20 protein-coding genes are annotated in these 21,338 nt (G+C 64.4%); 10 read left to right on the top strand and 10 right to left on the bottom strand.

All coding sequences use genetic code 11. The features are described from left to right. Window positions 1–143 precede the first annotated feature (143 nt). Genes SB764_RS21595 through SB764_RS21575 form a run of 5 tightly spaced genes read right to left on the bottom strand, consistent with a single transcriptional unit; the run spans window position 144 to window position 4,513 of the window. Window positions 144–1,139 carry a biotin-dependent carboxyltransferase family protein gene (locus SB764_RS21595; RefSeq protein WP_065057831.1) on the bottom strand — a complete coding sequence of 332 codons (996 nt, stop codon included), beginning with the start codon at window positions 1,137–1,139 and terminating at the stop codon, window positions 144–146. Further along, on the bottom strand, window positions 1,129–2,004 hold the full coding sequence (locus tag SB764_RS21590; protein WP_065057832.1) for a 5-oxoprolinase subunit B family protein: 876 nt from the start codon (window positions 2,002–2,004) through the stop codon (window positions 1,129–1,131). Before SB764_RS21590 ends, SB764_RS21595 begins: the two co-directional genes overlap by 11 nt. Continuing rightward, on the bottom strand, window positions 2,001–3,437 hold the full coding sequence (locus tag SB764_RS21585) for an acetyl-CoA carboxylase biotin carboxylase subunit (RefSeq protein WP_321905249.1): 1,437 nt from the start codon (window positions 3,435–3,437) through the stop codon (window positions 2,001–2,003). Before SB764_RS21585 ends, SB764_RS21590 begins: the two co-directional genes overlap by 4 nt. A 4-nt stretch (window positions 3,438–3,441) precedes the next feature. Next, window positions 3,442–3,684, bottom strand: a complete 243-nt coding sequence (locus SB764_RS21580) for an acetyl-CoA carboxylase (protein WP_065057834.1) — start codon at window positions 3,682–3,684, stop codon at window positions 3,442–3,444. Window positions 3,685–3,730: 46 nt separating this feature from the next. After that, the gene (locus tag SB764_RS21575; RefSeq protein WP_176081626.1) at window positions 3,731–4,513 is read right to left on the bottom strand and encodes a 5-oxoprolinase subunit PxpA; all 783 of its coding nucleotides are present in this window, start codon (window positions 4,511–4,513) and stop codon (window positions 3,731–3,733) included. Between the two features lie 175 nt (window positions 4,514–4,688). Here SB764_RS21575 and SB764_RS21570 point away from each other — a divergent pair, with 175 nt between their 5' ends. Together SB764_RS21570 and SB764_RS21565 are read left to right on the top strand one after the other, a co-directional pair. Then, complete coding sequence (locus SB764_RS21570; RefSeq protein WP_065057835.1) at window positions 4,689–5,597, top strand: LysR family transcriptional regulator; 909 nt, start codon at window positions 4,689–4,691, stop codon at window positions 5,595–5,597. A gap of 153 nt (window positions 5,598–5,750) precedes the next feature. Next, entirely contained in the window at window positions 5,751–7,292 is a 1,542-nt protein-coding gene (locus tag SB764_RS21565; RefSeq protein ID WP_074986571.1) for a methyl-accepting chemotaxis protein, read from the top strand. On the opposite strand, the gene SB764_RS21560 is transcribed toward SB764_RS21565, so the two are convergent. Beyond that, window positions 7,293–8,534, bottom strand: a complete 1,242-nt coding sequence (locus SB764_RS21560; protein ID WP_410864812.1) for an NADH:flavin oxidoreductase/NADH oxidase family protein — start codon at window positions 8,532–8,534, stop codon at window positions 7,293–7,295. A 220-nt stretch (window positions 8,535–8,754) separates the two neighbouring features. Here SB764_RS21560 and SB764_RS21555 point away from each other — a divergent pair, with 220 nt between their 5' ends. After that, window positions 8,755–9,300 carry a MerR family transcriptional regulator gene (locus tag SB764_RS21555; protein WP_183040542.1) on the top strand — a complete coding sequence of 182 codons (546 nt, stop codon included), beginning with the start codon at window positions 8,755–8,757 and terminating at the stop codon, window positions 9,298–9,300. A gap of 122 nt (window positions 9,301–9,422) precedes the next feature. Here the strand turns inward: SB764_RS21555 and SB764_RS21550 are convergent, their stop codons facing one another. Then, window positions 9,423–9,680 carry a hypothetical protein gene (locus SB764_RS21550; protein ID WP_065057838.1) on the bottom strand — a complete coding sequence of 86 codons (258 nt, stop codon included), beginning with the start codon at window positions 9,678–9,680 and terminating at the stop codon, window positions 9,423–9,425. A gap of 274 nt (window positions 9,681–9,954) precedes the next feature. Between SB764_RS21550 and SB764_RS21545 the strand changes: the two genes are divergently transcribed. The 5 genes from SB764_RS21545 (at window position 9,955) to SB764_RS21525 (ending at window position 15,746) form a co-directional block, all read left to right on the top strand. After that, window positions 9,955–10,794 (top strand): IclR family transcriptional regulator, encoded by an 840-nt coding sequence (locus SB764_RS21545; protein WP_074986568.1) that lies wholly within the window; start codon window positions 9,955–9,957, stop codon window positions 10,792–10,794. A gap of 235 nt (window positions 10,795–11,029) precedes the next feature. Beyond that, the gene (locus SB764_RS21540; protein ID WP_110326624.1) at window positions 11,030–11,731 is read left to right on the top strand and encodes an amino acid ABC transporter permease; all 702 of its coding nucleotides are present in this window, start codon (window positions 11,030–11,032) and stop codon (window positions 11,729–11,731) included. Window positions 11,732–11,829: 98 nt separating this feature from the next. Continuing rightward, the gene (locus tag SB764_RS21535) at window positions 11,830–12,699 is read left to right on the top strand and encodes a substrate-binding periplasmic protein (RefSeq protein WP_161495546.1); all 870 of its coding nucleotides are present in this window, start codon (window positions 11,830–11,832) and stop codon (window positions 12,697–12,699) included. A 286-nt stretch (window positions 12,700–12,985) separates the two neighbouring features. Then, window positions 12,986–15,124, top strand: a complete 2,139-nt coding sequence (locus SB764_RS21530; RefSeq protein WP_410864809.1) for a putative bifunctional diguanylate cyclase/phosphodiesterase — start codon at window positions 12,986–12,988, stop codon at window positions 15,122–15,124. Window positions 15,125–15,395: 271 nt separating this feature from the next. Next, window positions 15,396–15,746: a PilZ domain-containing protein gene (locus SB764_RS21525; RefSeq protein ID WP_065057842.1), complete on the top strand. Its 351-nt coding sequence runs from the start codon at window positions 15,396–15,398 to the stop codon at window positions 15,744–15,746. A gap of 8 nt (window positions 15,747–15,754) precedes the next feature. On the opposite strand, the gene SB764_RS21520 is transcribed toward SB764_RS21525, so the two are convergent. Beyond that, a complete protein-coding gene (locus SB764_RS21520) occupies window positions 15,755–16,015 on the bottom strand; it encodes a hypothetical protein (protein WP_183716496.1) in 261 nt (86 codons plus the stop codon). Between the two features lie 5 nt (window positions 16,016–16,020). Here SB764_RS21520 and SB764_RS21515 point away from each other — a divergent pair, with 5 nt between their 5' ends. Then, the gene (locus SB764_RS21515) at window positions 16,021–16,644 is read left to right on the top strand and encodes an ABC transporter ATP-binding protein (protein WP_183716494.1); all 624 of its coding nucleotides are present in this window, start codon (window positions 16,021–16,023) and stop codon (window positions 16,642–16,644) included. 25 nt (window positions 16,645–16,669) lie between these two features. Here the strand turns inward: SB764_RS21515 and SB764_RS21510 are convergent, their stop codons facing one another. Continuing rightward, window positions 16,670–17,221: a GNAT family protein gene (locus SB764_RS21510; protein ID WP_321870322.1), complete on the bottom strand. Its 552-nt coding sequence runs from the start codon at window positions 17,219–17,221 to the stop codon at window positions 16,670–16,672. Window positions 17,222–17,582: 361 nt separating this feature from the next. Here SB764_RS21510 and SB764_RS21505 point away from each other — a divergent pair, with 361 nt between their 5' ends. Beyond that, window positions 17,583–17,909, top strand: coding sequence for a hypothetical protein (locus SB764_RS21505; protein ID WP_065057844.1), 327 nt, complete (start codon window positions 17,583–17,585; stop codon window positions 17,907–17,909). Between the two features lie 72 nt (window positions 17,910–17,981). Here the strand turns inward: SB764_RS21505 and SB764_RS21500 are convergent, their stop codons facing one another. Beyond that, a complete protein-coding gene (locus tag SB764_RS21500) occupies window positions 17,982–21,197 on the bottom strand; it encodes an EAL domain-containing protein (protein WP_074986562.1) in 3,216 nt (1,071 codons plus the stop codon). Window positions 21,198–21,338 lie beyond the last annotated feature (141 nt).

The raw sequence follows: 21,338 nt of genomic DNA, 5'->3' as shown, positions 1-21,338 counted from the left end.
GCGAGGCCGCACGGAACGCGAGTTGAGAATGGAGCCGGTGAGACGCCGCGCCGGAAGCGGCGCGGGCCTGGTTTTTTACAAGCGGGTGAGGACTGCGGGTTCGACTACGACGAGTACAACGACTGGGACGACTACGGCAGCCTTCAGGTCTGCAACGCTTCACGCAGCAGCGCGAGCCGATGCTGATATGCCTTGCGCGCCGCGAGCGCCTCGTCCATCGTCACGCTCACGAAACGCGCGCGATGATTGGGCTGCATCTGGCCGATCAGATCCATGTCGGCGCTGACGACCGTGCCGATGGTCGCGTAGCCGCCGCCCGAGACCGCATCGCGATGCAGGATGATCGGCTCCAGTCCCGCGGGCACCTGAATCGAGCCGATCGGATAGCAGGCGTCGACGATATTCGACGGATCGGCCCCGGCGCCGAACGGCTGTTCGCGGTCGCGGAAACGCAGCGGCGTGCCGCCCTTGTAGCGATAGCCGATGCGGTCCGCCTCGGGCGCGACGATCCATTCATCGTCGAAAAAGCTGTGCGCCGATTCGTCGGTCAGGCGGTAGTGATAGAGCCCGGTGAGCACGCGCAATGCCACCGTGTTGTCCAGTTTCGCGCGCATCGCCGGCGGCAATTCGGTGCCTTCGCGGCCCGCGCCGCGCGCAGCGCCGAAGCCGATGCGGTCGCCCTTTTGCAGACGGCGGCCTTCGTGCCCGCCGATCGCGCCGAGCGTGTAGGTCGAGCGGCTGCCCAGCACCTCGGGCACGTCGATGCCGCCCGCCACCGCGAGATACGCACGCGCGCCGCGCTTCACGTACTCGAAGCTCAGCTTGCTGCCCGCGCGCACGCGCAGCGCCGTGTGGCTTTGCTGCACGACGCCGTCGATCTTCGGCGTCATTTCCGCGCCTGTGAGCGCGACGAGCGCATCGGCATGAAACAGCAGGTCGGGGCCGAGCAGTGTGAATTCGAGCACAGCCGCGTTTTCATCGTTGCCGACCAGCAGATTGGCCGCGCGCGACGAATACTGATCGAGCGAGCCGGACGGCGGAATGCCCACGTGATAGTAGCCCTGGCGGCCGCCGTCCTGCACCGAGGTGGCGAGGCCGGGTTTCACGACTTCGATCAGATTGAGCGTGTCAGTCGGCATACAGCACCTCGACGAGAGAACGGTTGGTCGCGTCGGGATCGCGCAGGAAGGCGTCGAGCGAGAAGCGCACGGGCCGCGTGCGCAGCGCGAACGTGCCCGCTTCCACGGCGGCGAGCGCCGCGTCGTATTCCGCGCGGTCGATGGGCTTGAACTTCACGATGTCGCCGGGACGGAAGAACACCATGAAATCGCGCAGATAATCGAGACGCTGTTGCGGGTCGAAGATCGGCGCGGGCGTGACGCCGAACATCTGGTAGCCGCCCGCGCCGCGCACCGAATAGATGCAGCCGAAGCAGCCGCCGTGACCCACGGTGAGCTTCGGCGTGTCGGTGCGTGGGCGCAGGTATTTGGGCACCTGCAACTGGCGTTCGCGCTCGACCATCTGATACATGAACGGCAGGCCCGCGACGAAACCGACCATCGAGACGAACCACGGCGAATCCGCATGCGCGGCGATGAATTCGTCGACGTCGCGCTTGCCGTTGATGCGCGCGGCGTATTCCAGATCGGTCGATTCCGGATCCTGATGACGCTCGCGAAAGCGCATCAGCGTTTCGTGCGTCCACGGATCGTTGTAGAGCACTGGCACTTCGACAATGCGTGTGTCGATGTCGAGCGTGGCCTCTCCCACTTCGGCCTCGATGCTTTTCAGCAGCGCCACGAGCGCGTCGGGCGCGATCACGTCCGGGTCGTAGCGCACCTGGTACGAGGCGTTCGCCGGACAGATTTCGGTTACGCCTGGAACCTCGCGGCGCGCGAGTTCGCGCGTGATCGCCGTGCCCTTGAAGAACGCGTCGAGCGACATGTCCTCGCTGATCTCGGCGAAGACGAATTCGTCGCCGCCATAGGTGTAGCGTATCGTCACGATGCCTCCTGCGGGTTCGACTGCTTGGGTTCAGCGCAGGCGGCGCGCCAGGCGTCCATCCACGTTTCGAGGAAGTTGGTGTGATAGCGCGCGGCGCGCACGTCGTCGTCGGCGAGCAGCGCCTGATGCAGCGGCGCGGTGGTTTTCAGCCCGCCGATATGCAGCTCGCGCAGCGTGCGCGCGAGACGGTCGAGCGCGGCGGCGCGGCTCTCGTCGTGCACGATCAGCTTGGCCAGCAGCGAGTCGTAGAACGGCGGCACGACGTAGCCCGGATACAGCAGCGAGTCGATGCGCACGCCGGGGCCGGTCGGCCAGATCAGTTCATCGACGCGGCCAGGATTCGGGCGGAAATCCTGCAACGGATCTTCGGCGTTGATACGGCACTCGATCGCCGCGCCGCGCATGACGATATCGCTCTGCTGGAATCGCAGCGGCTCGCCGTCGGCGATGCGCAGCGTTTCGCGCACGAGATCGATGCCGGTGATCGCCTCCGTGACCGGATGCTCGACCTGAATGCGCGTGTTCATTTCGATGAAGTAGAACTCGCCGCGCGTTTCGTCGAACAGATATTCGAGCGTGCCCGCGCTGCGATAACCCACCTGTTGCGCGAGCCGCGTGGCCGACGCGCACAGTTGCGCGCGCAGCGCGGGCGTGAGCGAAGGCGAGGGCGCTTCTTCGAGGATCTTCTGACGGCGTCGTTGCAGCGAGCATTCGCGCTCGAATAGATGCACGACGTTGTGACCGTCGCCGAGCACCTGGACTTCGATGTGGCGCGCGTGCTTCACGAAGCGTTCGAGATAGACGCCGCCGTCGCCGAACGCCGCCTGCGCTTCGCGCTGCGCGAGCGGCAGTTCCGCGTCGAGCTGGGCCGCGTCGTGCGCGACGCGAATGCCGCGACCGCCGCCGCCTGCGGCTGCTTTAATCATGATCGGATAGCCGATGCGCGCGGCGACTTCGCGCGCCTCGTCGAGCGATTGCACGACGCCGGTGCTGCCCGGCACGGTCGGCACGTCGGCGCGCTGTGCGGTCTCGCGGGCGCGGGCCTTGTCGCCCATCGTCGCGATGACTTGCGGCGCCGGGCCGACGAAGATCATGCCGGCCGCTTCGACCTGCGCCGCGAAGTCGGCGTTCTCGGAGAGGAAACCGTAGCCCGGATGCACGGCGTCGGCGTTGCATTGGCGCGCGGCGTCGAGAATGACCGCCGGATTCAGATAGCTTTTCGCCGCGTGCGACGAGCCGATGTGCACGGCTTCGTCGGCCATGCGCGCGGCGAGGCTGTCGCGATCCGCGTCGCTGACTACCACGGCGGCGCGCATGCCGAGTTCGTGCGCGGCGCGGATCACGCGCACGGCGATTTCGCCGCGATTGGCCACCAGCACCGTGCGGATGCGCGCGGGGCGATAGCGCGTATTGGTTGTGTTTGCAACGTTCATGGCGTCACGCCTCCACGCGCATCAGCACCTGGCCGGCATCGACCGGCTCGCCGTCTTCGACCAGCAGTTCCGCGACGCGTCCTGCCACGCCGCTCTCGATCTCCGTGAACTGCTTCATCACTTCGACGAGGCCGACGACGGTATCGGGCTGAACAGCGGCGTCCAGCTCGACATAGAACGGCGCGTCAGGCGAGGAACGCCGGTAGAACGTGCCCGGCAACGGGCTGACGATATCGTGCAGTGCCATCGTGTTGTGCTCCTTGATCGTGTTATGGGATTCAGCGTCGCGCGGCTCAGAGACTCGCGGCCGTCGCCAGCGGTCCGGTGATGCGGATGCCTTCGCGCACCAGCGCCTCGCGCGTGCCGCGCACCAGTTGCAGCGCGCCGGGCGTGTCGCTGTGAATGCAGACGGAGTCGAAGTCGATATCGATGTCGTCGCCGTCGACGGTGCGCACCTTGCCGTCCACGCAGGCCCGCAGCACTTTCTCGGCGACCTGTTCGGGATCGAGCGGCCCGATGCGGCGGATAAAGACGATCGAGCCGTTGCGGTCGTAGTCGCGATCGGCGTAGAACTCGCGGATCGCGGGCTGGCCGATCTCCTGCGCCACGCGCCACGTCGCCGACGATTCCATGCAGAACAGCAGCAGATTCGGATCGACCTGTTGCAACGTTTCGACGAGCAGGCGCGAGAAGGCTTCGTCGCGCGCCGCGTGCATGTAGAGCGCGCCGTGCGGCTTGACGTGCTGGAGCCGCACGCCGTGCAGCCGCGCGAATTCGCGCAGCGCGCCCACTTGATACAGCAGATCGTTGACGAGCGCCTGCGGCGTTTCGGCGATATGGCGGCGGCCGAAACCGACGAGATCGCGAAAGCCCGGATGCGCGCCGATGCCGACGCCGGACTCGCGCGCCAGTTGCACGGTGCGCGCCATGATGTTCGGATCGCCCGCGTGAAAACCGGTGGCGATATTCGCCGAACTGATGAGCGGCATGATCTGCTCGTCGACGCCATCGCCGATGTGCCACGGACCGAAGCCTTCCCCCATATCGGAGTTCAGGTCGACGTACTGCTTGTTCATACGATGCTCCTCCAGGTTCGTCTGGCGGCGGCGTGTCAGGCCGCTGCGCAACAGGATTGAAAGGCAGGTTAACCGGTGGTCGATCGCCAAAAAAGTTTTATTTTTGTATGCCTTGGTATCAATTTTTTCGATACTATCGGCCGGACTCTTTCTCGCCCGCCGGGCCACCACGAAGATGGCGCTCACGCTCAGACAGCTCAAATACTTCGTTGCGACCGCCGAACTCGGGCAACTCTCGCAAGCGGCTATTCATCTGACGATTTCGCAGTCCGCCGTGACAAGCGCGATCAAGGAACTCGAAGAGACGCTCGGCACGCAGCTATTCGTGCGCGGCGCGACGGGCGTCGCGCTGACCGACACGGGGCGGCGCTTTCTGAATCACGCGTACACGATCCTCGCGTCGGTGGACGAGGCCATGCGCATTCCCAACCTCGAAAGCACACTCACGGGCACGCTCGCGATTGCCGCGAGCTACACGGTGCTGGGCTACTTTCTCCCGCATCATGTGCAGCGGCTCAACGCGCTGTATCCGCGTCTCACGATTCAACTGCACGAACTCAATCGCGACGCCATCGAGGAAGGTTTGATCACCGGGCAATACGACATGGCGGTGCTGCTCACGTCCAACGTCTCCAATCCCGAACTCGCGCTCGAACCGGTGATTCATTCGGTGCGCCGCCTGTGGGTGGGCGCGCATCATCCGCTGCTCAAGCGCGAGAGCGTGACGCTCGCGTCGGTCGCGCCCGAGCCCTTCGTCATGTTGACGGTGGACGAAGCCGCGCAAACGGCGATGCGCTACTGGAACGAAACCGCGTGGCGGCCGAACGTGATTCTGCGCACCTCGTCGGTGGAAGCCGTGCGCAGCATGGTGGCGAACGGTTCCGGCGTGGCGATTCTCTCCGACATGGTGTATCGGCCTTGGTCGCTCGAAGGGCGGCGCATCGAAACCATCATGCTGCTCGACGCGGTGCCGGCGATGAGCGTGGGGCTCGCGTGGCGCAAGAACAAGGAACTGAGCCCGGCGATGCACGCCGTGCGCGAGTATTTCCGCCATACCTTCATGGAGACGCGTACGAGCGCCTGACGCTGCGCGCCGCACACTCCACACACACTCCGCACTTACCCGACTCAAGAAGCCGCGCGCCGTGCCGATATGCATTAACCAAATGGTTAATTTTGCAGATGCATCGGAAGTCTGCATCGCGCCCGACGTCTTTCCCCGTCTTTTCGAGTCGAAATGAAAGTCTCAACCAAGCTGATCCTTCTCGTGGGCACCGCGCTCGTCGGTGTCGTCCTGATCGCCGCGACCACCCTGTCGCAACTGAAGCAGTCGCTCGTCGAGAGCCGGCAGCAGGAAATCACCAACCTGCTGCTCAAGGCCGAGCATCTGGTACTGTATTACCAGCAGCAGGAAGCGCAGGGCAAACTCACGCGCGAGGTCGCGCAGAGCGCGGCGAAAGCGGCGATTAGCGAATTGAATGCAGACAGCAAGAGCTATTTCTGGATCACCTCGACGGACAGCATCAACCTCGTGCATCCGAACCCGAGCCTGATCGGCACGAAAACGGGCGGTAATCGCACGACGATGGGCGATCTCACCGACACGCAGGCGTACGCGCAAGGGCTGCAACGCGAGCATGTGGCGCTCGTCGACGTGCTGATCCACCGCTCGGCGAACAGTCCGCTCGAACCGAAATTGCAGGGTGTGGTGGCGGTGCCCGCATGGCAATGGTGGATCGGCACGGGCTTCTTCTACGACGATATCAACGCCGCGTTCTGGCGCGTCGCGCGCACGATGATCGCCATCGCCGTGCTGATTTTCGCGGTGGTGGGCACGATGGCTTGGCTCATGACGCGCAGCATCCGCCGTGCGCTCGGTGGCGAACCGGCCGACGCGGCCGCGCTGGCCGCGCAGATCGCGGCGGGCAATCTGACGACGCCGATCGCGCTGGCGGCCGGCGACCGTTCGAGCCTGATGCACGCGCTGCACGAAATGCGCGTGAAGCTGCGCGATCTCGTGCAGGGCATTCAGCAATCGAGCGATTCGATCGCGACGGGGTCGTCGGAGATCGCGCAGGGCAACGCCGATCTGTCGCAGCGCACCGAGGAGCAGGCGGCCTCGCTCGAAGAAACGGCGGCGAGCATGGAGCAACTCACGGCGACGGTGAAGCAGAACGCCGAAAACGCGCGTCAGGCGCGTCAGCTCGCGGTACTGGCGTCGGACGCGACGGGACGCGGCGGCAGCGCGGTCGACGAAGTGATCGAGACGATGCAGCGCATTGCGGGCGAGTCGAAGCGCATCGGCGAGATCATCGGCACGATCGAGGGCATCGCGTTCCAGACCAATATTCTGGCGCTCAACGCGGCGGTCGAGGCCGCGCGCGCGGGCGACGAAGGGCGCGGTTTCGCCGTGGTCGCGGGCGAAGTGCGCGCGCTCGCGCAGCGCAGCGCGGCGGCGGCGAAGGATATCCGGGCGCTGATCGGCTCGTCGGTGGAGCGCGTGGATGCGGGCTCGGGCCAGGTCGCGGTGGCGGGCGAGCGCATGAAGGAAATCGTGCAGTCGATCATGCGCGTGAGCGACATCATGGGCGAGATCGAGGCGGCGTCGGTCGAGCAGAGCACCGGCATCGAGCAGGTCAATCAGGCGGTCTCGCAGATGGATACCGTCACGCAGCAGAACGCGGCGCTGGTCGAACAGGCCGCTGCTGCTGCGGCCGCGCTCGACGAACAGGCTGCGCGGCTGCGCTCGACGGTGGGCGTGTTCCGGGTCGCGGGTTGATCAGTTTTTTGCCTGCCGCGACTGCGTGATCCAGCGGCGGTAGCGTCGCGTGCGCGCCGCTTCGACCACTTGCTGAACGATCAGCGCGCGCAGTGGCGAGACGTTCGGATCGGTCCGCTTTCCCACGCTCAACCGCTGCAACTGGAATTTCACGGCAGCCATGTTCGCGAGCGAGGCGAGCGGCTTGTTCTTCCACGCGATGGGCGCGAGCGCGGGCGCCGCGTCGCGACCCGCACGCCACGCGCGCGGCAGCGTCGGATCGATGGCGAGCGCCGTGCCGATGCCCACCATATCCACGCCGCTCGCGACCACCTGTTGCGCGATGGCGTGGCGGCGGATGCCGCCCGTGACCATCACAGGCATCGTCGCTATCTTGCGGATATCGCGCGCGAACTCCGCGAAATAGGCTTCGCGCGCGAGCGAGCGGCCATCGCGCGCGTCGCCCTGCATCGCGGGCGCTTCGTAACTGCCGCCCGATAATTCGACCAGATCGACATCGAGTTCGTTGAGCCATTGCACGACGCCGCGCGCGTCGTCGGCGCTGAAACCGCCGCGCTGGAAATCGGCGGAATTCAGTTTGACGGCTACGGCGAATTGCGGCGAGACCACGGCGCGCACGGCTTTGACGACGTCGAGCAATAGCCGCGCGCGATTCGCGAGCGAGCCGCCCCACCGGTCGGTGCGGCGGTTGCTCAGCGGCGAGAGGAACTGGCTGAGCAAATACCCGTGCGCCGCGTGAATCTCCACGCCGGTGAAACCCGCGCGCTCGGCGAGCTGCGCGGTGCGTGCGAAGCGCTCGATCACGTCTTCGATGACCGCCTGCGTCATCGCGTGCGGTGTGGCGAAGTGCTTCGACATACTGCCCAGCGCGAGCGGCACGGCCGACGGCGCCCACGTCGGCTGCCCGAGATTGGCGCGCATCTGGCGGCCCGGATGATTGATCTGCAGCCAGCATTGCGCGCCGTGCGAGCGGCCGATACGCGCCCATTGACGAAATGCGTCGAGGTGCCGGTCGTTTTCGAGCACTACGCCGCCGGGGCCGGTCATCGCGCGGCTGTCGACCATCACGTTGCCGGTGATGAGCAGTCCCGCGCCGCCTTCCGCCCACGCCTCGTAGAGCCGCATCAGTTGCGCCGACGGCGCGTGATGCGCGTCGGCCATGTTTTCTTCCATCGCCGCTTTGGCAATGCGGTTCGGAATGACCGAGCCGTTCGGCAGGGATAACGGGTCGAACACGTTCATGGCTTCACCTCACTGGATCGTGTGCCGACTTTAAGGTTGAAGCTAACTTGAATGTCAATGGCCGCGAGCGAGTGGGCGCGCGAATTTTTTCTATCGTGGCGATAGGGCAAGGTGGGCTCGCGTGGGCGCTTGACCTTCAGGTTGACTTTAAGCTTAAAGTACAGACTGGCAGGCGATCGGCACCCCCTGCGGGAACGACCCGCGCGCGGAGGCGAGGAACATGAAAATCGGAGAACTGGCGCAACGCACGGGGCTGGCGGCTTCGCGTATTCGTTTTTACGAAGACATCGGCCTGCTCAAAGCCGACCGCGAACCGAACGGTTACCGCAGCTATGCGCCCGATGCGGTGCTGGTGCTCGATCTGATTACCAGCGCGCAACAGGCCGGTTTCAGTCTCGACGAGATTCGCATGCTGCTGCCGCTCGACAATGCGCAATGGCAGCACGGGACGCTGATCGACACGCTGCGCGGCAAGGTGGCGGAAATCGAGGCGCTGGAACAGCGCCTCGCGCAAAGCAGGGCTCAGCTCGTGGCGCTGATCGCCGAAATCGAAGCGAAGCCCGAAGGTATGGACTGCTCCGCCAACGCCCAGCGCGTGCTTTCGCGCATCCGTGCAGGACGCGTGAAAGCGCCCGCGCTGGCTGCCGGCGACGTAAAAACACTCCGCAAAACACCCACTGCCCGTAAAGCGGCGACGAAAATCACGGCGAAAACCACCATAACGACTCAAGCCGCGCCATCGCGTCGTCCGCTCAAACGCGCCTAATGCCAATAGCGCGTAGCTGCATCCCGAATTTGATTACGATATTGGCTATGCGCGAGGCATAGTTCGGGTTTAAAACGCTCTCAGGTTCTATTTTTTTGGCCGGAAAAGCTGACCGCTCGCCACTATTCTTTCAAGGAAGCCAGCAGCTGGTCGATCTCGTCGAATTGGCCATTCGACAACTGGTGGGTTTGCATCAGGTCGCGCAAACGCTTGCGCCAATAACCCGGTGGCAAACCTAAATCGTTCATGTCCTCGTTGGACAATCGTCGCAGTACCGCCTTGATATGCAAAATCTCGTCGTGAGCGAGTTTCGACGAATGAGCGCCCGACAGCTTCTGCTGTCTGGCGCTGTGCAAACCCCGTTCCGATAGGCTTCCCATTGTTCTTCGCCCGGCGTTGAGCGATGCACATGCCCTGAGTGCGTCGCCGGCCTGATGGCGTCCTGTTGTCGTCTGTTTTGGGTTGGGCGCGCGGTGAATCCGCGGCGCTTCCCAAATCGCGCTGGATTCAATCGTTCGGCTATACCGAACGCGGTTCGGTAGTGTTATTTATGGTAGGTTCAGCACTAGTGACTGTCAATATCGAGTGTGCGAAGCTAGCGTTTCGTCGGAGGGGTTCGCTAACGGGGCGAATCAGGACGAACACGAAATAAAAATGACATCTGCCGCTCAAACACCCATCGCTCAAAATACCGAAGACCGTTATGCGCTTCGCAGCGTCAGCCGCGCGCTCGACGTGCTGGAAGCCTTGGGAGCCTGCGGCAGCGAGGGGCTCACGGTGGCGGAAATCGCCACGATCATCGGCGTGTCGAAAAGCACGGCGTTCGCCTTGTTGCAGACGCTGCTGGCGCGCAGCTACGTGATCGATGTGCGGCTCGGCGGCTCGCGCCGTTACCGGCTGGGCTTCGCGCTCGTGCATCTCGGCGACCGGGCGGCGGCCGATATCGGCGTCTCGCAGCTCGCCATGCCGGTGCTGCGCGAACTGACCGAAACCACCGGCCTCACGTCGCGGCTCGCGGTGCTCGACGACGAGGGCTACGCCGTGGCGATCGCGCGCGTGGAGGCGGCGGGCATCGTGCGCATCGCGTCCGCGCTCGGCCAGCGCGAACTGCCGCATTGCTCGGCGCTCGGCAAGTCGCTGATGGCGCTCCTGCCGCCCGCGCGCGTCGTGAAACTGCTCGCGCATACCGGCATGCCGCAACGCACGCAGTTCACGCGCACCACGCCCGCCGAACTCATGCGCGATCTGATTCTGGTTGCCGAGCGCGGCTATGCGTTCGACGACGAGGAAGACAACATCGGCGTGGTCTGCGTGGGTTCCGCGATCACCAACCGCGACGGCGAGGGCGTGGCGGCGATCAGCGTCACCACGCTCAAGACCGGCCTCAGCGACAACGACCTGCACGCCCTGGGCGGCACGTTGCGGATGTATGCGGAGCGGATCAGCAGCATGCTCGGCGCGCAGGTGCAGCCGCAGCTTGCCACGCGCGGGTAACTAACCAGTACGGATAAGCGCGCATCGGCGCGCACGGGCGCCTAAGATCGCTTACGAGCCGGCACGTGCAATTAAGTGCAAGTACGCGCCTGTGCGAACGCGCGCCGCCCGACCGGCGCCCGGCGCGCCCGCATGACCGCTATTCCCGGCACGACCCGCTCAACCCGTTCAATCCGCTCAATCCTTTCCACACGCACTACTGCACTCCCGCATGGCCGCCGCGGGCAAGGAATTCATGCCGACTACGCTTCCGGACCTGTTCGACCTGCACGGCGCGAGCCACTATCTGCCCGATCTGCTGCGCGGCGCGCTGACGAGCCTCGAATTGACGTTGTGCATTCTGGCGCTGAGCCTGCCGTGCGGCCTCGTGCTCGCAATGGCGAAGATCAGCCATGCGCGGCTGCCGAGCCTGCTCGCTTCCGCGTATATCGAGTTGATTCGCGGCACGCCCGCGCTATTGCAGCTTTTCTATATTTATTTCGTCTTGCCTTCGTTCGGGATTCGGTTCGATCCGTTCATGGCGGGCGTACTCGGATTGTCGATCAATTATTCGGCCTATCTCGCCGAGGTTTATCGCGCCGGCATACTCGCGGTGCCCAAAAGCCAGCTCGAAGCCGCGAAGGCGCTCGGCATGTCGAACGGGCAGGCGCTCAAACTCGTGGTGCTGCCGCAGGCGCTGCGCATCGTCGTGCCGCCGCTCGGCAATTACGCGATTTCGCTGTTCAAGGACACCTCGCTCGTCTCCATCGTGACCGTCAAGGAACTGATGTTCACCGGTCAGATTATTTCCTCTACGAATTTTCAGTACGCCACCGTCTTCACGATCATTGGCGCGATATATTTGGCGTTCTCATGGCCGAGCGCGTTCGTCGTGCGCTGGCTGGAGCGCAAGATGGGGAGTCCGCGCTTCGGCAACCCCACGACCTCACGCCGCTGATCCGCGCCGCATCGCGCGCATGCCGCGTTTCATGCGCGAGCAACCTGTATTTTGATGCTTTAAAAGCGTCGTTAATTTACTTTTCCGTGGAGCGTTTCGTGCGCAAATACATGCTGGCGCTGGCCGCCTTGCTGGCGGGTCTGGTCGCGTTGCCCAACGCCTTCGCCGACGACAACGTGGCGAGCAACGGCGTCATCAGCGGGGTGCGTTTCGATGGCGGTGACGGCTCGTATGCGCGCGCGGTGCGCAACGGCGTGACGCTCGCGATCGCCGCCGATCCGCCGTCCACCTATCTCGACGACAAGACGCACGCGTTCGACGGCACCGACGTGCGCATCTTCAAGGAGATCATGAAGCGGCTCGGCATCGAGAAAGTCACCTGGAACATCATGCCGTTCGACGCGATGATTCCGACGCTGCTCTCGGGCCGCACCGATATCATCGTCGACAACCTGCACGAGAACGCGCAGCGTCTGCGCGTGGTGGCGTTCACGAGTCCGGCCTACTGGTATGGCTCGGCGATCGCCGTGCAGCGCGGCAATCCGTTGAAGATTCACGGCTGGGACGACTTCAGTGGCCGCACGATCGGCACCTTGCGCGGGAGCCTCAATCACCAGTTGCTCGAAGGGCGCAAGGATCTCAAGGAGCTGAAGCTCTATACGAGCAGCGAAGCCGAATTCGCGGATCTGATTGCGGGGCGCATCGATGTGGCGATGGAAGACGGCATCAAGATCGGCCTCTTTTTGAAGCAGCATCCGAATGCGGGCATGGAGTTCGTGACCGATTACCGGCCGTTGCCGCAGGAATACGGTTACGCGCGCTATGCGCTGCGCAAGGGCGACGTCGATCTGAATCACGCGGTCTCGCGCGCGCTCGACGAAATGCGCGCCGACGGCTCGCTCGCCGCCATTCTCCGGCAATTCGGCTATACCGACCGCAATCTCTGGTTTTATCCGGTCAAGAACTGAGCCGCCCAGGCGTGCGGTAATGCGCTGTAATCAATCAACGAAGCAAACGCTGGCGCGCCGTGTGCGATTGACCTTAAGGTTTTCCCGTATCTGCCGATATGGCGTGAGTCGATAGGCATCGATGCGTCTTGTCGACGACTAAAAAATCCCCGCCGCGCTGAGAGACGCGGCGACGGTGCACGCGCGCCGTGCGGCCCGATTGCGGGCGGCTCACGCGCGTGCGAACACGAGACCTAATCAGAATCAGAACGACGCGCAGTAGAGACGGGCGCGCAAAGGGCCACGAATGAACGGTGTCTATAACCCGCTGTTGACGTGTCTGTCGGTGGTGGTCGCGTTCCTCGCGTCATTTACGGCGCTCGAAGGCGCGGCCATGCTCAGTGCCGTGACCAGCAGCCGATGGCGTCATGCCTGGCTGGCGGGCAGTGCGTGCGCGATGGGCATCGGCATCTGGTCGATGCATTTCATCGGCATGATCGCGCTGACCTTGCCGATTGCCGTGGGTTACGACCTCGACGTGAGCGCCGCCTCGCTCGCGCTCGCCGTGCTCGCGGCGCTCGTGGCGCTCGCCACCGTGAGCCGCGGCCATCTGTCGGCGCGGCGCCTGTTCGCGGCGGGCGTGGTGATGGGGGTCGGCGTGGCCGCCATGCACTACACCGGCATGATCGCCATGCGCATGTCGCCGTCCATCGACTATGACTTTTCGCGCGTGGCGCTGTCGGTGGCGATCGCGATTGGCGCGTCCATCGCGGCGCTCTGGCTCGCGTTCCATCTGCGCGATTCGCGGCGCGAGAACATCGTCTGGAAACGTCTGGCGGCCGCGGCCATCATGGCCTTCGCGATCACCGGCATGCATTACACGGGCATGAGCGCCGCCACGTTCGCGGAGGGCAGCCGCTGCCTGAGCGCGCACAAGGTCGACGCCAACACGCTGGCGTTCGTGGTGGGCGTGGCCTCGACGGCGGTGCTCGTCGGCACGTTGTGGATCTTCGGCACGCAGGCGAGCCGCCTGTCCGCCTCGCTCGACCGCGCGACCCGCACCATTCGTCATCTCGGCACGCACGACGCGCTCACCGACCTGCCCAACCGCGCGTATCTGATGGCGCGCGCGAAGGAACTCGTCCAGCGCAGCACGCGCGGCGGCGGCGCGCTGGCTGTGCTGTTCGTCGATCTCGACGGCTTCAAGGCCGTCAACGACACGCTCGGCCACAAGATCGGCGACGATCTGCTGCGCCAGGCGGCCGAGCGCATTTCCGGTTGTGCGCGCAAAGGCGATCTGGTGGCGCGGCTGGGCGGCGATGAATTCGTGGTGGTGGTGTCGGGCTTGCCGGGCGCGCAGCGGCGCGGGAACGGCCTGCGTGCCGAGGCGAACGATGCGAGCCCGATCGGCAATACGGATGCCGGCGCGATCGCCGACACCATCGCGCGCCAGATACTCGCGAGTCTCGCCGACGAGTTCGTGCTCGCCGAGGCGATTCCGATCCGCATCGGCGCGAGCATCGGCATTGCGCTTTCGCAGGACGAGAGCACGACGCTCGACACGCTGCTGAGCCACGCCGACTGCGCGATGTACGCCGCCAAGCGCGGCGGCCGCAACACCTTCCGCCGCTTCGAGGACAGCATGAGCCAGTCCACGCTGCGCTCGCTGCATATCCAGCGCGACCTGCACGTGGCGCTCGCGCGCAAGCAGTTCGATCTCGTGTTTCAGCCCAAATTCACCGTGGACGGCAAGGCCATGACGGGCGCCGAAGCGCTGCTGCGCTGGGCGCATCCGGTGCTCGGCAACGTGCCGCCGCTCGAATTCATTCCGATTGCCGAGCGCGCGGGGCTGATGATCGCCATCGGCGACTGGGTGCTGCGCGAGATCTGCGCGCATCTCGTCGAATGGGATCGCGAAGGACTCGCGCCGATGTCGATCGCGATGAATCTCTCGGCGATGCAGTTCAATCTGCCGCGGATCGTCGAGCGGATCGACGCGATCGTGACGGCGGCCGGCGTGCCGCCCGAGCGCCTGATGTTCGAGATCAGCGAAGCGACCGCGATGCAGGACGTGGACCGCACGCGGCGTATCGTGCAGTCGTTGCGCGACCGCGGCTATGCCGTCGCGCTCGACAACTTCGGCTCGGCGTTGTCGAGCCTCGGGCATCTGCACGATTTCCGCGTCGATCAGATCAAGATCGACCGCGCCTTCGTGAGCGGTCTCGACGACACCTCGGCGCGCAGTTCGGCGCTGCTCTCGGCGGTCATGGCGCTCGCCCGCGTGTTGGGCATCGAAGTGGTGGCGGAGGGCGTGGAAACCGTCGCGCAGTCGCTCAAGCTGCTCGCGCTCGAATGCGACCAGATGCAGGGTTTTCTGTGCGGATCGCCGCTCGCGGGCGGCGAGTTTCGTCAGGCCATGGCGGGCGCGTTCGCGATGAAAAGCTGAATGCCGCGTGCCGAATGCGCCGACAATGCCGCTCATGCGGCGCTTGCGTGGCGCATGCGTGGCAATCGCGCATTCAGATAGCTTACGATTCGCTTGGTCCGGAATAATTAGTGTTCGATGACAAGCGCACACGCTACAATCCGCACCGCATGGTGATGATTTAAATATTTCCTTTATACGGAAAGCCGGGCGGGACCTGAATCGAGTTGAACCGGGTCCTCGACGCGATCAGCACGATAAAAATACATGCTGAAAAACGGGTGTGATTCATATGGGAAGTGAACGCGATTTCCGGCGCGACGTGCGCACGCCGATGCTTTTCGCGCCGCTGTTGCTGAACAAGGACGGCAGGGCGCTCGCGCAGGTTGCCGATCTGAGCTCGCACGGCGCGCTGCTGCATGCGCGAAGCGGCTTGTTTTCGCGGGGCGAAACGGTGTCGGGCTGGCTCCAGTCGTCGGCTGTGGACGACGAGGACGAGATCGTCGTGGCCGTGTTTCTCGACGTGCGCTGGATCGCCGAAGATCATGAACGCGGCTGGAGCCGCGTGGGCTGCGAAATGCATACGCTCGATGCGCGGTCGATGGCGCGTTTGCATTGCATGATCGAGAAAGCGGCGCCGTAGCGACGCAGTTATTGCCGCTTTATCGCCGCTTTATTGACGCTTTTCGTCGATCCTTCGCCGATATATTGGAGAATGGCGAAAGACTCAATAAGCGGAAACAGGGACATGCTGCTGTCTCTTCGGCTTCGGTGGTACGCCTTTAGCACGGCGCGTTTGCTGCGCAGGCATTGGCGACGCTGACGCTCGCACTCCCGTTCGCGGCCATTGCGCCGCTGCTGCTGGCCGCGATCTGGGTCGCGGCCGCCTGGCACTTTTTCGTTTGACCTCATTCTCCATGCTCCGATTCGAACACCTCAGCAAACGCTACGGCAGTCACGTCATTTTCCAGGATCTTCATTACGCGTCCGGCCCGGGATGCGTGGCGCTCTGCGATGAAAACGGCAGCGGCAAATCCACCTTGCTCGGCATGCTCGCGGGCGCGATCGACGCCAGCGAAGGCGAGATCTGGATCGACGGCCATTCGCTGCGCACCGAGCCGCTCAAGGCAAAAGCCGCGCTGGCTTTCGTGCCCGATGACTGCATGGCGTATCCGTTTCAGACCGGGCGCGAACTGCTCGAACTCGTGGCCTCGGCCAGGCAGACCACGGTGGATGCGCGCGTCATCGACCTCGCGCATCGCTTCGGCCTGGAGCCGCATCTGGAGAAGCGCTTCGAGCAGATGTCGCTCGGCACGCGCAAGAAGTTCTTCCTGACCGCGACGACGATTGGCGACCCCGCGGTCATCATCGCGGACGAACCGGGCAACGGGCTCGACGCGACCACACGCGCCGTGCTCGTCGACCTGTTCAAGACGCTGGCGAAAGATCGCGTCGTGTTCTTTTCGAGTCACGATCTGAAACTCGTGCAGGCTTGCGAAGCCCGCACGACGAATTTCGCGGAACTCGCGTCGGTTGCGTGAGCAACCGGTTCGGCATGGTCTTGGTTCAAGACGCCATCGTCAGCGCGTAGTGGAATTCGTCGCTGACGGCGCCTTTGAATTCGTCGGCGTGATCGATACGCCGCACGCATTCGAATCCCAGCGATTCCACGAGCCGGATCGACGCGATATTGCGCGTGTCGATTTCCGCATGAAAGCGCCCGATGCCGTACACCTCGCGTAACGCCGGCAGCAGCGCGCCCAGCGCTTCCTTTGCGTAGCCCTGACGCTGGCTCGGCGTAAAAACGAAATAGGCGATCCACGCTTCCCGCGCCGCCAGTTGTATCGTCGCCTGAACATAGCCATGCGCGCGGCTATCGTCGCCGATGAGCGCCCAGTTCAGCCATGCTTCGCTCGCATCCGGCGAGCGGCAGCTCTCCAGCTTCTCGTAGCGCGACTGCAAAGCTTCCACGCTGGCGGGCGGCGTTTGTGGAATGTAGCGATAGGCGGCCGGGTCGCTCAACCCTTCGAACAGGATGGCGGCATGTTGCGCGCGCAACGGCGCGAGGCTCAGGCGTGCCGACTGCAGCGCGGTGGTTTCAAAATTTTCGACGTTCAATGGAATGCACCTCGTGAGGGATTCATGTTATTCGAAATCGATTAAATTATTACACGCAGGAAAGGATTGGAAATGAATGGGAAGTAATTCAATTATCCGAATTAAATCTATGGGTGTAAACCTCAAGTATTCAAATTCCCGGTCGATATAAAAGTGAACGAATATCGGCGGCGTCGCACGATGAAGCACGCAAACGTTAAAGCTTCATGTCGGCGCGTAAATAGGCGGGGAGTAGTCAACTATGCAGGTAACGTCGTCCACCTCCAGTCAGGCTCTGGCTGCGAATACACGCGTCGGCGCAACGACGCCCACAACAGCCAGCGATGCGGGTCTGGCACCCGAGCCCAGCACGAAAGTTACGTTGTCGGACGAGGGCCTGCAAAAGAGCGCTCAGGCGTTGGCCGGCAGCGCACAAAGCACGAACAGCGAGGATGCCGGCACGCAGGACGCCGGCACGTCCGGCGCGGATGCAGCGGACGCAACCGGTTCGACTGACTCGACGAGTTCGACGAGTGCAACGGACCCGGCCGATGCGCCTTCGTCGCTCAAGTCGGTCACTTACGGCGTGCTCGGCTTGCCCGATCCCTCGAAGCCGCCGCCCACGAACACGGCGTTCGGCGTGGGCAAATGCTTCGCCGCAGTCGGCACGGTGGTCAGCACGATTATGCTCGCGCTGAAATTCCTGTGATGTCTTTGCCTGCGCGGCGCTGATCGCCTCAGTCGCCCCAGTCGCCCCAGTCGCTTCAGTCGCTTCAGTCGTCTAAACCGCCTCGCCCATGCAGGTCTCGGCGCGTGCCTGTATCCACTGCAGCAGCGCGTCGTGCGGCAGCGGCTTCGCATACAGAAAGCCTTGCAACTCGTCGCAACCAATGCGGCGCAGCGCCTGGGCTTCGTGTTCCTGCTCCACGCCTTCGGCGACCACGCGCAATCCCAGTTCATGTCCGAGCCCGACGATCGCGCGGATGACGGCGAGATCGGCGGGCGCGTCGAGACGGCCGTTCACGAACGCGCGATCGATCTTGAGCCGGTCGAGCGGAAAACGCGGCAAATAACTGAGGCTCGAATAACCGGTGCCGAAGTCGTCGAGCGACAGCTTCACGCCCAGCGCGCGAATCTCGTTGACCACGCCCAGATAGCGGTCCACGCTTTCCATCAGCACGGTTTCGGTGATTTCGAGTTCGAGGCTGCCCGCATTGACGTCATGCGCGGCAAGGCTCGCGCGCAGCCGCTCGACGAGTTGCGCGTCGTCGCGCAACTGCACGACCGATAGATTGATCGACACGCGCATCGGCGGCAAGCCCGCCGCGCGGCACCGCGCGATCTGGCGGCAGGCTTCGTCGATCACCCACGCGCCGATCGGCACGATGAGCCGCGTTTCCTCCGCAATCGGAATGAATTGCGCGGGCGGCACGAGTCCCAGATGCGGATGCTGCCAGCGCAGCAGCGCTTCCACGCTCATCAGCTCGCCCGTTTCGGCGTGCACGCAGGGTTGATACGCGAGCCAGAGTTCGCCGCGCTCGACGGCGGTGCGCAAATGCGCATCCAGCTCCAGACGATGGCGCGTGCTCTCGGCCATTTCCTGCGAGAAGAACTTGACGAGATTGCGGCCGCCCGCTTTGGCGCGGTACATGGCGGCGTCGGCGTTCTGCATCAATGTTTCGATATCCTCACCATCGCCCGGATACAGCGCGATGCCGATGCTGCACGCCACCTGCAGGCTCATGCCGCCGAGCGTGTGCGGCTCGCGCATCAGCGGCAGCAGCCGTTCGTCGATCAGGTGGCCGACGTCGGCCGCGCTCGTCACGCCGCCAAGCAGCACGATGAATTCGTCGCCGCCGAGCCGGCTGACCGTGTCGCCCGCGCGCACCGATTGCAGCAGGCGTCGCGAGACCGAACGCAGCAGGCCGTCGCCCGCGTGATGGCCCAGCGTGTCGTTGATGTCCTTGAAGCGGTCGAGGTCGATGAAGAGCACGGCCAACTGTTCGCCGCTTTGCCGCGCCGTTTCGATGGCTGCGCCGAGGCGTCGCGTGAACAGCGCGCGATTGGGCAATTCGGTGAGCACGTCGTGCTCGGCGAGAAATTGAATGCGCGCGTCGCTCTTCTTGCGGTCGGTAATGTCGATCAGCGTGCAGATGTAGTGCGAGACGCCGCCGTGCTTGTCGCGCACGGCGCTGATCATGAGCCACGCCGGATAGTCGCCGCCCGCGCGCCGCCGCACGACGGCTTCGCCGTTCCAGACGCTGGAGATGTCGACGAGCGCCGCGAGCTGTTCCATCAGCGGCGCGTCGCTGCCGCTCGCCACGATGAAGCGCGGCAGCATGCCGCTGATGTTCGCGGCGCGATAGCCGGTGGCGCGGTAGAACGAAGCGTTCGCGGTCAGCAGGCGGCGTTCGCTGTCGAGAATGAGGATGGCTTCGGATGAAGCCTCGAACACCTTCGCCCAGAGTTCGAGACGCTGCTCCATCAGCTTGATCTGATTGATCGGCGTGAAGGCGGTGAGCACCGCGTCGCGGCCCTGAAACTTGAGGCGGCGTGCCGAGAGCATCGCCCACGTGGGCTCCTCGCTCGCCATCCAGCGCACTTCGAATTCGTCGATGGCGTCGCGATCGGAAAGCTGCTGGAAAAAGCGTGCGCGCACCGCGGAATCGAGTCCGTAGGCCCACGGGTCCGAGGTGCGGCCGTTGAGCCAGTAGAGCGCCGGATGATTGGCGTGCAGCACTTCGTGGCCGGGCACGGCCGTGACCATCATGGGCACCGGCGTGGCTTCCACGAGCGCGTGCTGCGCTTCCGACGCGCGCGCCGTGGCGGCGAGTTCCTTCTGCACGTCGCGCTCGTGATCGAGCTGCGCGAGCATGTCGTTGAAGCCGCTCACCAGCTGGCCGATTTCATCCTGACTGTGCCACGAGGCGCGCAGACGATGGTCGCCGGTGCGGCGCACGGTGTCCATCACGCGCGCGAGCTGGCGTAGCGGCCGCGAGATCTGCTGCGCGACCAGATAGACCATCGACAGAATGCCGCACAGCAGAAACAGCGCGGTGCCCAGATGCAGCCACATGCGCGAGAACAGCGCGCTCACGCGCGCGTGCAGCAGCGTGTCGAGTTCCGCGCCGGTGGCGCGCCACGCGTCGCCCACGCTCGCGACGAGCGCGCGCTGGGCCGCGTCGGCGGCGTCGCGCGAGGCGTCGTCGGCGCCGTCGTGGGCCACGGCCACGCGCGCGGCGTCGCGATACGTTTCGAGCGCCGCGAGCAGGCGTGTGATCGGCGGATTCAGCGCGCGCTGGACATGTTCGTTGGCCGCGCCCGCTTCGGCGAAGTCGGAGCGCAGCCCTTGCGCCACGGCATCGAGCTGACCTTCGAGCACGAGATAGCGCGTGCTCAGTTCGCGCCGCCGCTGCGCATCGTTCGCGCCTTCGTGCAGACGATGGCCGATGCCGTCCACGGCGTCGAGCAGCGCGGGGTAGCGCAGGATCGACAGCGACATCGAGTAATAGCTGTCGAGGTCGGGGTCGAGAATCAGATTCGATTGATTGCCCACGCGCGTGATCAGATCGCGGCAGGCCGAGAGCGCGTCGTGCACGGCGCGCGAGTTGGCGGTCTCGGCGGCGATCGAGGTGTCGGGCACCTGCGTGAGCGCATCGAGCGCGGCGCGCACGCGCGCATTCAGCTCGCCGCTCTGCATGTTGGCGCCGTATTGCTGCTCGGCATTGGCGAGCGCGGCGGTGGTGCGCGCCACGCGCGACGCGTCGAGCGTACCGCCCGCGCCGCGCTGGGCGACGTCGATGATGGCGTCGCGCACGCTCGCGAGATAAGCATTGCCGACGATTTCCTTTTGCGAGAAATCGATCGACATGTATTTCTCGTGAATCAGGATGCTGCTGATATACACCACCGCGCTCAGATCGAGCAGATAGATCAGCAGCAATTTGCGGCCCACGCGCAAACGGCCCAGTAGTCGAAAAAACGGATTGTGTTTCATCGCTCGCGCCAAAATGACACCCTGTTTTACGCTACATTCTGTACTGAAAATCGACGTGCCCAATATTAGCGCGCGAGATTACGCGCCATTCTCTCTGTTTGACGGCAAGGTTGTGCGCGCACTTAAGTGCGCGGTTCGCGA

Source organism: Paraburkholderia sp. SIMBA_027, from assembly GCF_046535315.1.
Lineage (GTDB): Bacteria > Pseudomonadota > Gammaproteobacteria > Burkholderiales > Burkholderiaceae > Paraburkholderia > Paraburkholderia tropica.
This window is presented reverse-complemented; position numbering and strand designations above follow the sequence as displayed.

Excerpts from the sequence above, each read along its gene's own strand:
- SB764_RS21530 (WP_410864809.1), top strand. The coding sequence starts at position 12,986 with ATGAACGGTGTCTATAACCCGCTGTTGACGTGTCTGTCGGTGGTGGTC.
- SB764_RS21565 (WP_074986571.1), top strand. The coding sequence starts at position 5,751 with ATGAAAGTCTCAACCAAGCTGATCCTTCTCGTGGGCACCGCGCTCGTC.
- SB764_RS21520 (WP_183716496.1), bottom strand. The coding sequence starts at position 16,015 with ATGAGGTCAAACGAAAAAGTGCCAGGCGGCCGCGACCCAGATCGCGGC.
- SB764_RS21525 (WP_065057842.1), top strand. The coding sequence starts at position 15,396 with ATGGGAAGTGAACGCGATTTCCGGCGCGACGTGCGCACGCCGATGCTT.
- SB764_RS21500 (WP_074986562.1), bottom strand. The coding sequence starts at position 21,197 with ATGAAACACAATCCGTTTTTTCGACTACTGGGCCGTTTGCGCGTGGGC.
- SB764_RS21550 (WP_065057838.1), bottom strand. The coding sequence starts at position 9,680 with ATGGGAAGCCTATCGGAACGGGGTTTGCACAGCGCCAGACAGCAGAAG.
- SB764_RS21580 (WP_065057834.1), bottom strand. The coding sequence starts at position 3,684 with ATGGCACTGCACGATATCGTCAGCCCGTTGCCGGGCACGTTCTACCGG.
- SB764_RS21515 (WP_183716494.1), top strand. The coding sequence starts at position 16,021 with ATGCTCCGATTCGAACACCTCAGCAAACGCTACGGCAGTCACGTCATT.
- SB764_RS21545 (WP_074986568.1), top strand. The coding sequence starts at position 9,955 with ATGACATCTGCCGCTCAAACACCCATCGCTCAAAATACCGAAGACCGT.
- SB764_RS21560 (WP_410864812.1), bottom strand. The coding sequence starts at position 8,534 with ATGAACGTGTTCGACCCGTTATCCCTGCCGAACGGCTCGGTCATTCCG.
- SB764_RS21575 (WP_176081626.1), bottom strand. The coding sequence starts at position 4,513 with ATGAACAAGCAGTACGTCGACCTGAACTCCGATATGGGGGAAGGCTTC.
- SB764_RS21570 (WP_065057835.1), top strand. The coding sequence starts at position 4,689 with ATGGCGCTCACGCTCAGACAGCTCAAATACTTCGTTGCGACCGCCGAA.
- SB764_RS21540 (WP_110326624.1), top strand. The coding sequence starts at position 11,030 with ATGCCGACTACGCTTCCGGACCTGTTCGACCTGCACGGCGCGAGCCAC.
- SB764_RS21585 (WP_321905249.1), bottom strand. The coding sequence starts at position 3,437 with ATGAACGTTGCAAACACAACCAATACGCGCTATCGCCCCGCGCGCATC.
- SB764_RS21595 (WP_065057831.1), bottom strand. The coding sequence starts at position 1,139 with ATGCCGACTGACACGCTCAATCTGATCGAAGTCGTGAAACCCGGCCTC.
- SB764_RS21555 (WP_183040542.1), top strand. The coding sequence starts at position 8,755 with ATGAAAATCGGAGAACTGGCGCAACGCACGGGGCTGGCGGCTTCGCGT.